Origin of the sequence: Rhizobium sp. AG855, from assembly GCF_003610655.1 — a bacterium.
Classification (GTDB): domain Bacteria; phylum Pseudomonadota; class Alphaproteobacteria; order Rhizobiales; family Rhizobiaceae; genus Allorhizobium; species Allorhizobium wuzhouense.
Genome location: NZ_RAQG01000003.1, coordinates 2028177 through 2042549, shown reverse-complemented (window position 1 = coordinate 2042549; position 14373 = coordinate 2028177). Strand labels below are relative to the sequence as shown.

The 14373-nt window shown below is 60.6% G+C and carries 15 protein-coding genes; 10 read left to right on the top strand and 5 right to left on the bottom strand.

Annotated elements, in window-relative coordinates:
- Nucleotides 1-164: 164 nt before the first annotated feature.
- A complete protein-coding gene (locus DFO46_RS10065) occupies nucleotides 165-596 on the top strand; it encodes a VOC family protein (protein ID WP_110793402.1) in 432 nt (143 codons plus the stop codon).
- 112 nt (nucleotides 597-708) lie between these two features.
- The gene (locus tag DFO46_RS10060; protein WP_120277176.1) at nucleotides 709-1176 is read left to right on the top strand and encodes a CoA-binding protein; all 468 of its coding nucleotides are present in this window, start codon (nucleotides 709-711) and stop codon (nucleotides 1174-1176) included.
- 9 nt (nucleotides 1177-1185) lie between these two features.
- Here DFO46_RS10060 and DFO46_RS10055 read toward each other — a convergent pair whose 3' ends face one another.
- Nucleotides 1186-1521 carry a hypothetical protein gene (locus tag DFO46_RS10055; protein WP_120277175.1) on the bottom strand — a complete coding sequence of 112 codons (336 nt, stop codon included), beginning with the start codon at nucleotides 1519-1521 and terminating at the stop codon, nucleotides 1186-1188.
- On the opposite strand from DFO46_RS10055, the gene DFO46_RS24260 reads away from it, so the two are divergent.
- Nucleotides 1520-1645 carry a hypothetical protein gene (locus DFO46_RS24260; RefSeq protein WP_281039929.1) on the top strand — a complete coding sequence of 42 codons (126 nt, stop codon included), beginning with the start codon at nucleotides 1520-1522 and terminating at the stop codon, nucleotides 1643-1645. The genes DFO46_RS10055 and DFO46_RS24260 overlap by 2 nt on opposite strands.
- Before the next feature lie 38 nt (nucleotides 1646-1683).
- Entirely contained in the window at nucleotides 1684-2115 is a 432-nt protein-coding gene (locus tag DFO46_RS10050; protein ID WP_120277174.1) for a CoA-binding protein, read from the top strand.
- Nucleotides 2116-2118: 3 nt separating this feature from the next.
- On the opposite strand, the gene DFO46_RS10045 is transcribed toward DFO46_RS10050, so the two are convergent.
- Nucleotides 2119-2550 carry a DUF6455 family protein gene (locus DFO46_RS10045; RefSeq protein ID WP_120277173.1) on the bottom strand — a complete coding sequence of 144 codons (432 nt, stop codon included), beginning with the start codon at nucleotides 2548-2550 and terminating at the stop codon, nucleotides 2119-2121.
- 170 nt (nucleotides 2551-2720) lie between these two features.
- On the opposite strand from DFO46_RS10045, the gene DFO46_RS10040 reads away from it, so the two are divergent.
- Both DFO46_RS10040 and DFO46_RS10035 read left to right on the top strand, forming a co-directional pair.
- Nucleotides 2721-4007 carry an O-acetylhomoserine aminocarboxypropyltransferase gene (locus DFO46_RS10040; protein ID WP_120277172.1) on the top strand — a complete coding sequence of 429 codons (1287 nt, stop codon included), beginning with the start codon at nucleotides 2721-2723 and terminating at the stop codon, nucleotides 4005-4007.
- A 51-nt stretch (nucleotides 4008-4058) separates the two neighbouring features.
- On the top strand, nucleotides 4059-4403 hold the full coding sequence (locus DFO46_RS10035; RefSeq protein WP_110793396.1) for a cupin domain-containing protein: 345 nt from the start codon (nucleotides 4059-4061) through the stop codon (nucleotides 4401-4403).
- A gap of 170 nt (nucleotides 4404-4573) precedes the next feature.
- Here the strand turns inward: DFO46_RS10035 and DFO46_RS10030 are convergent, their stop codons facing one another.
- Entirely contained in the window at nucleotides 4574-5230 is a 657-nt protein-coding gene (locus DFO46_RS10030) for a glutathione S-transferase family protein (RefSeq protein ID WP_120277171.1), read from the bottom strand.
- Between the two features lie 117 nt (nucleotides 5231-5347).
- Here DFO46_RS10030 and DFO46_RS10025 point away from each other — a divergent pair, with 117 nt between their 5' ends.
- Nucleotides 5348-6415: a YafY family protein gene (locus tag DFO46_RS10025; protein ID WP_120277170.1), complete on the top strand. Its 1068-nt coding sequence runs from the start codon at nucleotides 5348-5350 to the stop codon at nucleotides 6413-6415.
- Here DFO46_RS10025 and DFO46_RS10020 read toward each other — a convergent pair.
- Together DFO46_RS10020 and DFO46_RS10015 are read right to left on the bottom strand one after the other, a co-directional pair.
- The gene (locus DFO46_RS10020; protein ID WP_120277169.1) at nucleotides 6321-7565 is read right to left on the bottom strand and encodes a cytochrome P450; all 1245 of its coding nucleotides are present in this window, start codon (nucleotides 7563-7565) and stop codon (nucleotides 6321-6323) included. The two genes, DFO46_RS10025 and DFO46_RS10020, sit on opposite strands and share 95 nt — an antisense overlap.
- A gap of 51 nt (nucleotides 7566-7616) precedes the next feature.
- The gene (locus tag DFO46_RS10015) at nucleotides 7617-8873 is read right to left on the bottom strand and encodes a GGDEF domain-containing protein (protein WP_120278204.1); all 1257 of its coding nucleotides are present in this window, start codon (nucleotides 8871-8873) and stop codon (nucleotides 7617-7619) included.
- Between the two features lie 360 nt (nucleotides 8874-9233).
- Between DFO46_RS10015 and DFO46_RS10010 the strand changes: the two genes are divergently transcribed.
- From DFO46_RS10010 to lon, 3 genes are all read left to right on the top strand, one after another.
- Entirely contained in the window at nucleotides 9234-9869 is a 636-nt protein-coding gene (locus DFO46_RS10010) for an ATP-dependent Clp protease proteolytic subunit (RefSeq protein WP_110793392.1), read from the top strand.
- A 289-nt stretch (nucleotides 9870-10158) separates the two neighbouring features.
- Entirely contained in the window at nucleotides 10159-11436 is a 1278-nt protein-coding gene (gene clpX / locus DFO46_RS10005; protein WP_110793391.1) for an ATP-dependent Clp protease ATP-binding subunit ClpX, read from the top strand.
- A 431-nt stretch (nucleotides 11437-11867) separates the two neighbouring features.
- Complete coding sequence (lon, locus tag DFO46_RS10000; protein ID WP_110793390.1) at nucleotides 11868-14285, top strand: endopeptidase La; 2418 nt, start codon at nucleotides 11868-11870, stop codon at nucleotides 14283-14285.
- The last annotated feature ends 88 nt before the right edge of the window (nucleotides 14286-14373 follow it).

Sequence of the window (14373 nt, the reverse complement as noted above, 5' to 3'; positions counted from 1 at the left end):
AGGGGTCAATTCTGCCAACGATGGCCGGCGAAAAGGCGCAATATTGAGTCATTCTTGAAGGATTGCAGCAAAACATGAGCGCAACTCATGATGCTAATATTCGCATGAACATAATGAAAACATAAACCGAACGTAACGGCAGGCGCCCAAGATGGAGGTCAAATATGTCCCTGGAGCGTCGAATTTCTCTGATCACGCTCGGTGTTGCCGATGTCGGGCGCAGCACCGAATTCTATGAGCGGCTTGGTTGGAGCAGGTCGTCTGCGTCGAATGAGAACATTACATTCATTCAGCTCAAGGGCATCGTGCTCGGCCTCTTTTCCCGGAGCCATCTGGCGCAGGATGCCCAGGTTGAAAATACGCCGCCCGGCTTTTCCGGTGTCACGCTCGCCTACAACGTGCCGAGCGAAATCGGTGTCGATGCCGTGGTCAAGTTCGTCGTTTCCTGCGGCGCGACGCTGGTCAAGGCGCCGGAAAAGGTGTTCTGGGGCGGCTATTCCGGCTATGTTGCCGATCCCGACGGCCACCTCTGGGAAATCGCGCACAATCCGTTCTTCCCGTTGGACGAGCACGGGCACGTCGTGCTGCCGGAATGATGCACGGCATTTGAATGGATGCGAAGCGCGACCGTTAACGGATTCGGCGTATAACAGGGTTGGGGAATATAGGACGGTTTGCTCAGCGGCCCGCGCGGCCAGGAGGAAGTCCATGAACCACGACACCTATCTCAACGATTATCTCGCCGAGATCCTCAAGAGTGCGCACAATGTCGCGGTGGTCGGCGCCTCGACCAACGACCACCGTCCCAGCCATTGGATATCAGGTTTTCTGCTCGGCAAGGGGTATCGGGTTTTTCCCGTCAACCCGGCCCATGCAGGGGGCACGATCCTTGGCCAGCGCGTATACGCCTCGCTGTCCGACATCCCGGAACCCATCGATCTCGTCGACGTGTTTCGCCGGTCCGATCAACTGGACCAGATCGTCGAAGAGGTCCTGACCATGACCCCGCATCCGAAAGCCATCTGGTGCCAGCTTGGCGTCAGGGACGATGCCGCAGCAGCCCGGGCCGAAGCAGCCGGTATCAAGATGGTGATGAACCGGGCCCTGGTTTCGGAATATCCGCTCGTCTACGAACTGACCCATGCGCCGCATCACGGCCCGGCCCACGCCGCCTAGTGAAACCGCTCAGAACCGGATGATCGGCTTGCCGAATCGTCCGGGCAGGGGATCGTAAGACTGGCAGTTGAGGACGGGGCAACGCGGCTCGTCCCGTGTCGGCACATAGGCGCGCTCGGCATATTCGTGGGGCGCGCACAGCGCATTGCGTGTGACGTAGCGGTCGTAAAGCGTCATGCCGCGCACGCGTGTCGACGGATAGCGCAGGATCACGGCCCCCTCGTTGAGGACCCGCTGGCGCGCCTGGTCGCAGGTCAGGCTTTGCGAATTGTAGCGTGAGATGGCGTCGGCCGGCGATGCCGCCCCGAGTGCGGCGACCATGATGACGATATGGTTCAGGCGCATGACGATCCTCCTTCGGCTGCATCTCAACGTCCGGCCCGTCTCACGGTTCCAGCCGTCGCCGTATCGTGACGGGATCCACGACGGGGCCGATGGCCTTGTTGTCGAAGATCTCACACCCATCTAAGTCTCTGCAAGCTTTGACGAGATGCGAAGGAGAACCGGATGGCCGAACACACCCATTATTCCAACGAGTATCTGAAGGGCATTCTGACGGAGGTAAAGACCATCGCGCTCCTCGGCGCCTCTCCGAAGCCCGATCGTCCCAGTTTCGGCGTGATGCGGTATCTGATGTCGAAGGGTTATCGCGTCTTTCCCGTCAATCCCGGTCAGGCGGGAAAGGAGATTCTCGGCCAGAAGGTCTATGCGACCATGGCCGATATCCCCGAAGCCATCGACATGATCGACGTGTTCCGCGCGCCGGAATATCTCGGCGAAGTCGTCTCCGAGGCGCTTGCTTTGCCGACGCGGCCTCAGGTCATCTGGGGACAGCTGACCGTGCGGGACGACGAGGCTGTCAAACCGGCCGAAGAGGCCGGCATCAAGGTGGTGATGAACCGCTGCCCGGCGATAGAGATGCCGCGATTGGGGCTTTGAGGCTCAACGATCGAGCAGCATTTCAGGATTTGCCCTGAGCGCGTTCAGGCTCTCGGCATTGTTGCAGTAGTCGACAAACGCCTTTCCGATCGCGCCGCTCTTCAGGTCGCGACGGCATTGGTCCTTCGACGCGCATTCGGCACAGGCGATCTGCATGCCGCGAAATGTCTGGCGCATCTGAAAGTCGACTTCGGCCGGATCGATGTTGAGCGCGCGCATGACCTCCGGCATTTCGTCGGCCGCATGCGGCCCCGCCTTGACGAGCGCCAGCAACTGGTGCGGGCTCAAGCCACAGTCTTCGGCCAGAGCATTGATCTGTGTCTGGTCGAGTGTGGCCAGCATGTCGGCTTCGGTCGAGGATTCGAAACTTTGGGCAAACCAGGAGAGAATCTGCTGCATCGTGTGGCGCACGGGGTCGGTAAGGCTCAGGGTCATGACTACCTCCATCAAGGACCCAGAGCATGCCACCAGACCCACGCCGCGCATTGACCTCGATCAAGGATGTTTATGCTCACCAGACCGTTGAGATTGGAATATTGCGGGCTGACAAGCGGCTGCGACTGACTATGATCCGCCGCAGTCCAGCTTAAGGGAGGATCTATCAGATGTCGGACACGAATCCGGGTTTTGCAACGCTTGCCGTCCACGCCGGCGCTCAGCCTGACCCCACCACCGGCGCGCGGATCACGCCGATCTACCAGACCACCGCCTTCGTCTTCAACGATTCGGACCATGCGGCGGCTCTCTTCGGCCTGAAGCAGTTCGGCAATATCTACACCCGTATCATGAATCCGACACAGGCCGTGCTCGAAGAGCGCGTCGCCGCCCTCGAAGGCGGTACCGCAGCACTCGCCGTCGCCTCGGGTCATGCGGCCCAGCTTCTCGTGTTCCACACGCTGATGCAGCCGGGCGACAATTTCGTCGCGGCCAAGAAGCTCTATGGCGGTTCGATCAACCAGTTCGGTCATGCCTTCAAGAATTTCGACTGGCACGTCCGCTGGGCGGATCCCGCCGATGTGACAAGCTTCGAGGCGCAGATCGATGACCGCACCAAGGCCGTGTATATCGAAAGCCTCGCCAATCCGGGCGGTACCTTCGTCGATATCGAGGCGATCGCCGAGGTCGCCCATCGCCATGGCCTGCCGCTGATCGTCGACAACACCATGGCCAGCCCCTACCTGATCCGCCCGCTGCAGCACGGCGCCGACATCATCGTCCACTCGGCCACCAAGTTCCTCGGCGGCCACGGCAATTCGATGGGTGGCGTCATCGTCGATGGCGGCACCTTCGATTGGTCGGCCAAGGAGGGCAAGTACCCGATGCTTTCAGCCCCGCGCCCGGAATACTCAGGCGTGGTCCTGCACCAGACCTTCGGCAATTTCGCCTTTGCCATCGCCTGCCGTGTCCTCGGCCTGCGTGACCTCGGTCCGGCGATTGCCCCGATGAACGCCTTCCTGCTTCTGACCGGCATTGAAACGCTGCCGCTGCGCATGCAGCGCCATTGCGACAATGCGATGAAGGTGGCGACCTGGTTGAAAAACCACCCGAAGATCGCCTGGGTCAACTATGCCGGCCTGCCGGATGATCCGAACAATGCCCTGCAGAAGCGCTACGCGCCAAAGGGCGCCGGTTCCGTCTTCACCTTCGGCATCAAGGGTGGTCTGGAGGCCGGCAAGGCGCTCGTCGGCGGTTTGCAGCTCTTCTCGCATCTGGCCAATATCGGCGACACGCGCTCGCTGATCATTCACCCGGCGTCGACAACCCACGCCCAGCTCTCCGAGGCGCAGCAGATCGCCGCCGGTGCCGGCCCTGACGTGGTGCGCCTGTCGATCGGCATCGAGGATCCGGCCGATATCATCGCCGATCTTGAACAGTCGCTGGCGAAAGTCTGAGATCATCAAGGTGGCGGCCGGAAGGCCGCCACCGTTCATCCGGGAGCCACCATGTCCGCTGTCCTAGCCTTCGAACCTTCCACCATCACGCCGGAAGAGGGCGCGCCCGCGCCGGACCGCCTGATATCCGGTGATCCGCGCTTCACCACCTGGAATATCGAAGAGGCCGACGGCGGCCTCTATGCCGGCATCTGGCAGTCGACACCCGGCAAGTGGCGGATCCTCTACGACGAATGGGAATATTTCCACATTCTCGAAGGCCACTCGGTCGTGACGGAGGATGGCGGTGAGCCGATCCATCTGAAGGCCGGCGACCGCCTGATCCTCAGACCCGGCTTCAAGGGAACCTGGGAAGTCCTTGAAACGACTCGCAAGGATTATGTCATCCGGGTCTAGCGAACTTCCATAGTTCGAACACACAGCGATTTTGGGCAGGCTAGACAGCGCATGCCAAGCGCTCAGGCCCGCGTTGTCCAAACGCACGCCTGCGCCGCGATAGGCACACGCGCCTGATCGGATGCGAAGAAGATGGCCGACCCGGCGGAGGCCGGCCATCTTCTTCGCAATCAGCTGGCTTTCAGCCGGGCGGCCGCGGCTTCATGTTCGGCGGCCATGGCCGCATCTTCGGCGGAGACCTTCTGCACGCTTGCACGGTTGCCGATGCGTTCCATGTAAGCCTGGAAAGCCGGGCGGGCTTCGACCAGTCCGAACATTGTCGTCCACTGCAGAGCGACACCCCACAAAAGGTCCGCAGCCGTGAAACGTTCGCCGAGCAGATAGGGCCCGGTCTTCAAGGCCTCCTCCAGCATGTCGATCAGCGACTCATAACTCGCATAGGGCGTCTCGTTCAGCGAACCCGGCTCGCGTTTCATGTAGCGATCGACGACAGCCGGCTCGAAGCAGCTCCCATAGATGAAGAGCCAGCGAAGATAAGCGCCACGGTCCGGATCGGTGAGAGCGGGGGCAAGGCCCGCCTCCGGGAAGAGATCGGCGAGGTAGAGATAGATGGCGCCCTGTTCGGTGACCAGCGTTTCGCCGACACGAACCGCGGGGACCTTCCCGAGCGGATTGATGGCGAGATAAGCCGGCTGCCGCTGTTCGCCGGCTTTCATGTTCAGCACATGCAGATGATAGGGGACCCCAAGCTCTTCCAGCAGAATGTGTGCGCCTGTCGCGCGGGTCTGTGGCGAATAATAGAGGGTAATTGATTGGTTCCGGGTCATGGATGTCTCCCTTTGAAATGATCTCGCCTCGAGGCGATGTAAGGAGAATGCGCCCGCATACCTGTCAGGATGTGTCAGGTTGATTTAGGGTATTCGTCGAAGAAGGAGAATTTCCTGATGCGAGCAAGCCGGCTGATCAACATTCTGACCACCCTCCAGGCAAAGGGACTGGTGACGGCCGAGGTGCTTGCAGCGGAGAATGACGTCTCCGTTCGCACCATCTACCGCGATATCGACGCCCTCTCGCTTGCCGGCATCCCGGTCTACAGCGAGCGAGGATCGGATGGCGGCTACCGGCTTCTGGACGGCTACCGCGTTCGCCTGAACGGTCTGACGCCCGCCGAAGCCGAGGCCATGTTCCTGACGGGGATACCGGGTGCCGCAGCCGATCTCGGCCTCGGCTCGCTGATGGCTGGCGCCCAGAAGAAGCTGACGGCGGCCTTGCCCGAAGATCTTCGTGAGAACGCCAGGCGCATCCAGTCGAAATTCCATCTCGACGCGCCAGCCTGGCTGGCGGAAGGGGAGCAGCCTCTCCACCTCCAGGCCATCGCCGACGCGGTCTGGCATTCCAAGCGCATCCGGATGCGGTATCGATCCTGGAAAGCGGAAAAGAACCGCGTGGCAGAGCCGCTCGGCATCGTCATGAAGGGCGGCGCCTGGTATCTCGTTGCGCGCGTCGACGGGACACCCCGGACATACCGCATTTCCCGCGTGCTCGATCTGATCGTCACCGATGAGCGCTTCGAATGGCCGAGGGACTTCGATCTTGCCGGCTATTGGGATGCAAACACGCGGCGCCTGGAGCTCGAGCTTTATCCGAACTGGGCCACCGTTCGCCTGTCACCCTGGGGGCTGAAGGAAATCGAGCACATGGCGCCGCCTTACGTCCGGGCCAATCTCCAGTTCATCGGCGAGCCGGACGAGCAGGGCTGGCGCACTGTCCGCCTGCCGGTGGCGCAGGAGCGCATGGCCGTATCCGAAATGCTGAAATTGGCGTCGGAAGCAGAAGTTCTCGATCCGCCGGCTCTGCGCCTCGCCATGCGTCGGGCCGTCGAAACCCTGACGGCGCGTTACGTTGAGACGGCCGACCTCACCAGCGAAGGTCGAGGCGTTCCAGCCCATGGAAGTGATAGACATCCTTCACAACAGGCGTCTCGGCGATCCTCAGTCCCGACAGGCGCTTGAAGAGCAGCGGCAGCACGATATTGAGCTCGAGCCGTGCAAGCGGCGCACCGATGCAGAAGTGGATGCCGGCACCAAAAGACAGATTGGCCCCTTCGTCGCGCGCGGGTTTGAAGGTTAGCGGATCGGGGAACTTGTGCGGATCGAGATTGGCCGCCGCGAGAATGAGGCTCACCTTGTCGCCGCGCTGGAACGACACACCGTCGATCTCGCAGGGCTCCAGGCACCAGCGCTGGAAGATATGCACCGGCGCGCAGATCCGCAGCGTCTCCTCGACTGTCCTCTCCGTTGTCTTGTCGTCGGTAAACAGCGTTGCCGGATCACTGCCGCTTTCGAGGATGACCCGAACCGAATTGCCGATCTGGTGCACAGTCGCCTCGTGTCCGGCATTCAGGAGCACGATCGTCGTCGAGATCAGCTCGTCCTCGGTGAGGAACTGGCCCTTGTGCTCCGTATGGATCATGTGGCTGAGCAGATCGTCGCGCGGCGCTGCCCGCCGCTCGGCGATGACCTGCCGCACATAGTCGGCGAACTCCTTGGCCGATCGATCGGCAGCCTCTTCGTCGGCGCGGCTCCGCTTGAACATGTACATGCCGACATAGTCGTGGCTCCATTTGAGGAGCTGCGGTCCCATCTCCTCGGGGATGCCGATCATCCGGGCGATCATCGTGACGGGGATGATATCGGCAAATGTCGACAGGAGCTCCGTCTTGCCATCCTTCTCGAAACTGTCGATCAGCCGGTTCGCCAGTTGCTCGATCTCCGGCGTCATTTTTTCGACGTGACGCGAAACGAAGGCCCGGTTGACGAGCGTGCGCAGGCGCGTGTGCTCTGGCGGTTCGATTTCCAGCAGTGAGTGCTCCTCTGCCTTGTCGAAATGCCGCGTATGCGCGGCAGGCTCGGGCATGCTGAGCTCCTCGCGCGTTGCGATGTGCAGGATCTGACGGCCGAAACGCCGGTCGCGCAGCAGCGCATTCACGTGATCGTATCCGGTAAAGAACCACTGCCTCTGCTCTTCCCAGTAAAAGGTGGGACAGGTGGCATGCAAGGCCGCGTAGGCGCGGTTCGGATCGCTGTAGAAGGCTGGATCGCGAGCATCGAGCGAGACGCGGCGGGTGGCCGGGTCGATGGAGAGGAAGGAAAGGTCGGTCATGGCACCCTGTTTATGCAATGATATTGGTTACGCAAGAGCGCGCACCGAGATTCACTCGTCGAGCGATGTGGCAACGGCGGCGATGCGTTTGAGGATCGCCACCTGACGGTCCACGCGCCCGTCGACATCGCGATCGGCTTTGCCGGACCCGGTCGGTGGAACGGTCATGATCCGCGAGCCTGATTTGACCGAGGTCCGATTGCGGCCCCGCTCTTTCGAGGCATAGAGGGCGGCATCCGCATCGGTCATCAACTGTTCGAGCCCGGCACGAGAGAGCGGGCTCACAGCGATACCGACGCTCGTTGTGATGCGCAGATCCTGTGCCTCGGTCGAAATAACCCGTTCGGCAAGTGCAAGCCTGACAGTCTCCGCAAACAGCGCCGCATCCCGAGGCTCCGAAATGGCGAGAACCGCCGCGAATTCCTCGCCGCCGGTCCGGGCAAAGGCTGCCCTCTGGGGCAGGAGCGATCGGCACAGGTTTGAAAACTCCTGCAGCACCATATCGCCGACCTGATGGCCGTGATCGTCATTCACCTGCTTGAAGTGGTCCAGGTCGAAGATCAACAGACCGATGCCGGGCAAGGGCGCGGCGTCCTGCAGTCGCTGATAAGCTTCCGTGAAGCCGCGACGATTGAGCACGCCGGTCAGGGGATCGGTGCGCACCAGGGCTTGCAGCCGCTCCTCGGATCGATCCATCAGCATCTTGGCCAAGATGATGATCGCCGTGATGAAGCCGATCAGGGCGACCGTTCCCATCCAGAGGCCGATGATGTCTGCCTGAAAATTGCGCGGCTTGTCGAAGAGGACGAAGACGCAGAAGCTGATCGAGGACAGAGCCTGGATGCTCCAGACGACGGCAAGCATCTGGCGATAGCGCGGGGAACTGAAGCTGGCCCTCATGATGAGAAAGGCCAGAAACATAAATCCCACGGTGGCGCCAAGGTTGTGGGTTGCGACCCGCAGGTAAAAGGTGTCGCGCACCTCTGGCACGAGATTGCAGCCGATCCAGACCAGCGGCGGAAGCCAGGCAAGAAGAGGCGGCTGTCTCCGGTCGAGTGCCGAAATTGCCCCGGCCCAGCAGCCGAAGGCAAGCAGCGAGGTGACATTGGCAACGTGGATGGACACGAAATCCGGAATGTCTCCGCGCCCGCCCACCAGCCCCAGGCCGGTCGCGTGCGCGGCAAAACCGATGCCGAACCAGAGGAAATGCCGCTGCTCGCGCCCATGCAGCCAAATGGCGATGAGGAGAATCGCGAGCGTGCCCGCCTGGATCACCCAGAGCAGAAACCCCGTCTTCACGTCGATCACGATCAATATCCCAAAAATTCACGTCTGGATCGAATTGCCCCACAATGGCCCAGCCGGGTTAAGCACTTCCTACGGAAATTTGGCAGATTGCAGCAAAGCCGCGCGATTCCCTGGCCACGCGATGACAGAATTTTCACCATGTTAGGGCATTCTTGTGTATCGCTCTTCAGACGAGGGCCTGGCATTGGCATGGGTGAGAAAAACCCGTTAGGTCGAGGCTGTTCGTCCGGTGGCAGGCATTAAGGATATCCCTTGCACGCGTCTTGAATGTCAGGGTGCGGACACTCTATGTAGGGGTTGACAGATTTTACGTGATTCCCGGCACCGGACGTTGCGGGGAGAGGCTGAAAAAGGACCGATATGAGAAATCCCGTTGATACCGCTCTCGCTCTGGTGCCGATGGTCGTCGAGCAGACCAATCGTGGCGAGCGCTCCTACGATATCTTCTCCCGACTGCTGAAGGAGCGGATCATCTTCCTGACGGGCCCGGTCGAGGACACCATGGCCTCGCTGGTCTGCGCCCAGCTTCTCTTCCTCGAAGCCGAAAACCCGAAGAAGGAAATCGCCATCTACATCAATTCGCCGGGTGGCGTCGTCACCTCCGGCATGGCGATCTACGACACCATGCAGTTCATCCGTCCGGCCGTGTCGACGCTCTGCATCGGCCAGGCAGCCTCGATGGGGTCGCTGCTGTTGGCGGCCGGCGAAAAGGGCATGCGTTTTGCCACCCCGAACGCCCGCATCATGGTCCATCAGCCCTCGGGCGGCTTCCAGGGCCAGGCATCCGACATCGAGCGCCATGCTCGTGACATTATTAAGATGAAGCGTCGTTTGAACGAGGTCTATGTCAAGCACACGGGCCGGACCTACGACGAAGTGGAAAACACGCTGGACCGCGACCACTTCATGGAATCGAGCGAAGCCAAGGAATGGGGTCTGATCGACCGTATCCTGACCTCGCGCGCCGAAATGGAAGGTGCAGCACCATCTGCTTGATGGCACCCGGCCGGTGCGGCGCCAATGTGGCGCCGCAGTATGTGAAGGCGCCGGGGGTTTAAAGTCGCTGCGAAAGCGCTAATAGTATGGATTAAGGCTATGTTGATCGTTTCTGACATAGTCTGCCGAGACCGGGAGTTTTCGTTGCCGCCGATCTGCCCTCAGTGGATCGGCTAGTAGCTCCGGATCGGAAGAGGTTTCAGCCAAAGGCGGCGGCTGAAGCCGGACAGTGAGAGTGATCGCCCTGCCGCAACCAGGCGGTGGCGCGGCGTGCTGGAAGGATAAAGACATGAGCAAGGTCAGCGGAAGCAACGGCGGTGACTCCAAGAATACCCTTTATTGTTCCTTCTGCGGCAAGAGCCAGCACGAGGTCCGCAAGCTGATTGCCGGACCGACGGTGTTCATCTGTGATGAATGCGTCGAACTCTGCATGGATATCATCCGCGAAGAGAACAAGTCTTCGATGGTCAAGTCCCGTGATGGCGTTCCCACGCCGCAGGACATCATCAAGATCCTCGACGAATACGTGATCGGCCAGAAGCAGGCCAAGAAGATCCTTTCGGTCGCGGTGCACAACCATTACAAGCGCCTCTCGCACGCCTCCAAGGGCGGCGATGTGGAGCTGGCCAAGTCGAACATCCTGCTCGTCGGCCCGACCGGCTGCGGCAAGACCTATCTTGCCCAGACGCTCGCCCGAATCATCGATGTGCCCTTCACCATGGCCGATGCAACGACGCTGACCGAAGCCGGTTACGTCGGTGAAGATGTCGAGAACATCATTCTGAAGCTCTTGCAGGCTGCCGATTACAACGTGGAACGCGCCCAGCGCGGCATCGTCTATATTGACGAAGTCGACAAGATCTCGCGCAAGTCGGACAACCCTTCGATCACCCGCGACGTATCGGGCGAGGGCGTCCAGCAGGCACTGCTGAAGATCATGGAAGGCACGGTTGCCTCGGTGCCGCCGCAGGGTGGCCGCAAGCATCCGCAGCAGGAATTCCTGCAGGTCGACACGACGAACATCCTGTTCATCTGCGGCGGTGCCTTTGCCGGCCTCGACAAGATCATCTCTGCCCGTGGCGAAAAGACCTCGATCGGCTTCGGCGCGACGGTGACGTCTCCGGAAGATCGCCGCGTCGGTGAAGTCCTGCGCGAGCTGGAGCCGGAAGATCTCGTCAAGTTCGGCCTCATCCCGGAATTCATCGGTCGTCTGCCGGTTCTGGCAACGCTCGAAGACCTGGATGAAGACGCCCTGATCCAGATTCTCTCGGAACCGAAGAACGCGCTCGTCAAGCAGTACCAGCGCCTGTTCGAGATGGAAGACGTCGAGCTGTCCTTCCACGAGGATGCCCTGCGTGAAATCGCCCGCAAGGCGATCACCCGCAAGACCGGTGCCCGCGGCCTGCGCTCGATCATGGAAAAGATCCTGCTCGACACGATGTTCGAACTGCCGGAACTCGATGGCGTTCGCGAAGTCGTCATCTCCGACGACGTCGTCAACGGCAATTCCCGCCCGCTCTACATCTATGCGGACAGGCAGGAAGAAAAAGCCAACGCTTCGGCCTGATCTCGACACCCATAGACTGCAAAGAGCCCGCCTTTGGCGGGCTCTTTCGTTTTGCGGCCATCCCCAGTGAACTTCGGCTAATTTACTGTGTCTGCTGTTGTCTCTGCGGGGGATTGGGGTAGAACAGGAGGGGTGACATGCCGCCTGGATTCTGTTGCGTATCCGTATCTGCGTATCGTCTTTCCTGCCATGCGAGAGCCGTGAGGGTCTGTTTCGCCTCGTGCGCCGCGCATGCCTCGCTTCAGGTCCGCACTCTAGGATGCGGGCGGGGAAAGAGCGTCATCTGACCGTCACAGTTTCGCGACGGACCGGCCAGGCAGGCTTGAATTGAGGATATCGCCACTCCACTTGTTGGGGGAGCAAGAACATGGCCGATGCCTTTGGGTCGGTCATCTGGTCCCGGCAGCCCGGGACGTTGGAAAGGAATTGAAATGACGAATACGTCAGCGACAAACGAGGTGAACACCTATCCGGTGCTTCCTCTGCGCGACATCGTGGTGTTCCCGCACATGATTGTCCCCTTGTTTGTGGGCCGCGAGAAATCCATCCGCGCTCTTGAAGAGGTGATGGGCTCGGACAAGCAGATCATGCTGGCCACGCAGATCAATGCGAGCGATGATGATCCGGCCGCGACCGCCATCTACGAAGTCGGTACCGTTGCCAATGTGCTGCAGCTCCTGAAGCTGCCGGACGGCACCGTGAAGGTCCTGATCGAAGGCCGCGCCCGCGCCAAGATCGAAGGCTATACGGGCCGCGAAGATTACTACGAAGCGACCGCTCGCATTCTCGCCGAGCCGGATGAAGACGCCGTCGAGATCGAGGCGCTGTCCCGCTCCGTGGTTTCGGAATTCGAAAACTACGTCAAGCTGAACAAGAAGATCTCTCCCGAGGTTGTCGGCGCCGCGAGCCAGATCGAGGATTACTCGAAGCTGGCGGATACGGTTGCCTCGCATCTCTCGATCAAGATCACCGAAAAGCAGGAAATGCTGGAAACGGTCAGCGTGAAGACGCGTCTCGAAAAGGCGCTCGGCTTCATGGAAGGCGAGATCTCGGTTCTCCAGGTCGAAAAGCGCATCCGCTCGCGCGTCAAGCGCCAGATGGAGAAGACCCAGCGCGAGTACTACCTCAACGAACAGATGAAGGCGATCCAGAAGGAACTCGGCGATGGCGAAGACGGCCGTGACGAGATGGCCGAACTGGAAGAGCGCATCGCCAAGACCAAGCTTTCCAAGGAAGCCAAGGAAAAGGCCGATGCCGAGCTGAAGAAGCTGCGCCACATGAGCCCGATGTCGGCGGAAGCCACCGTCGTGCGCAACTATCTCGACTGGCTGCTCGGTCTGCCCTGGAACAAGAAGTCCAAGGTCAAGATCGACCTCAACGCGGCCGAGAAGATCCTCGACGAGGACCATTTCGGCCTCGACAAGGTCAAGGAGCGCATCGTCGAGTATCTGGCGGTCCAGGCCCGTGCGACCAAGATCAAGGGGCCGATCCTGTGCCTCGTCGGACCTCCGGGCGTCGGCAAGACCTCGCTCGCCAAGTCGATCGCCAAGGCGACCGGGCGCGAATACGTGCGCATGGCGCTCGGTGGCGTTCGTGACGAAGCCGAGATCCGCGGTCACCGCCGCACCTATATTGGCTCGATGCCCGGCAAGATCGTGCAGTCGATGAAGAAGGCCAAGAAGTCCAACCCGCTCTTCCTGCTCGATGAGATCGACAAGATGGGCATGGACTTCCGGGGTGATCCGTCTTCGGCTCTGCTTGAGGTGCTGGATCCCGAACAGAACTCGACCTTCATGGACCACTATCTCGAAGTGGAATATGACCTGTCGAACGTCATGTTCGTGACGACCGCGAATACGCTGAACATCCCGGGTCCTTTGATGGACCGCATGGAGATCATCCGCATCGCCGGTTACACGGAAGACGAAAAGCTGGAGATCGCCAAGCGGCACCTGCTGCCGAAGTCGATCAAGGAACATGCCCTGCGTCCGGAAGAGTTTTCCGTGACGGATGGTGCGATCCTGACGATCATTCAGCAATACACCCGCGAAGCCGGTGTTCGTTCCTTCGAGCGCGAGCTGATGAAGCTCGCCCGCAAGGCCGTGACCGAAATCATCAAGGGTAAGGTCAAGTCGGTGGCCGTCACGGCCGAGAACATCAACGACTATCTCGGCGTCCCGCGCTTCCGCCACGGCGAAGCCGAGGGCGAAGACCAGGTCGGCGTTGTCACGGGTCTCGCCTGGACGGAGGTCGGTGGCGAGCTGCTGACGATCGAAGGCGTCATGATGCCCGGCAAGGGCCGCATGACGGTGACGGGCAACCTGAAGGAAGTGATGAAGGAGTCGATTTCGGCTGCGGCATCTTACGTCCGCTCCCGCGCTGTCGATTTCGGCGTCGAGCCGCCCCGCTTCGACAAGTCGGACATCCATGTTCACGTGCCGGAAGGGGCAACCCCGAAGGACGGTCCGTCTGCCGGTATCGCCATGGCAACCGCCATCGTCTCCATCATGACCGGCATTCCGGTCTCGAAGGATATCGCGATGACCGGCGAAGTGACCTTGCGTGGTCGCGTCCTGCCGATCGGTGGCCTCAAGGAGAAGCTGCTTGCAGCACTCCGTGGCGGCATCAAGAAGGTTCTGATCCCGGAAGAGAATGCCAAGGATCTGGCGGACATTCCGGACAATGTGAAGAACAACATGGAGATCGTTCCGGTGTCGCGTATGGGTGAGGTTATCCGCCACGCCCTGATCCGCGTCCCCGAGCCGATTGAGTGGGATGGAACGGTCGAAACGCCCGCGATCGGCACCGTCGAGACCACCGACGAAACCGGCGCGACCGTCGCTCATTGATGCCATTTTGCCATGGTTGAGCCATAAAGCTCCAAATCCGCGAAAAAGGCTGGCAATTTTGCCAGCCTTTTTTGTGAAAACACGCTTA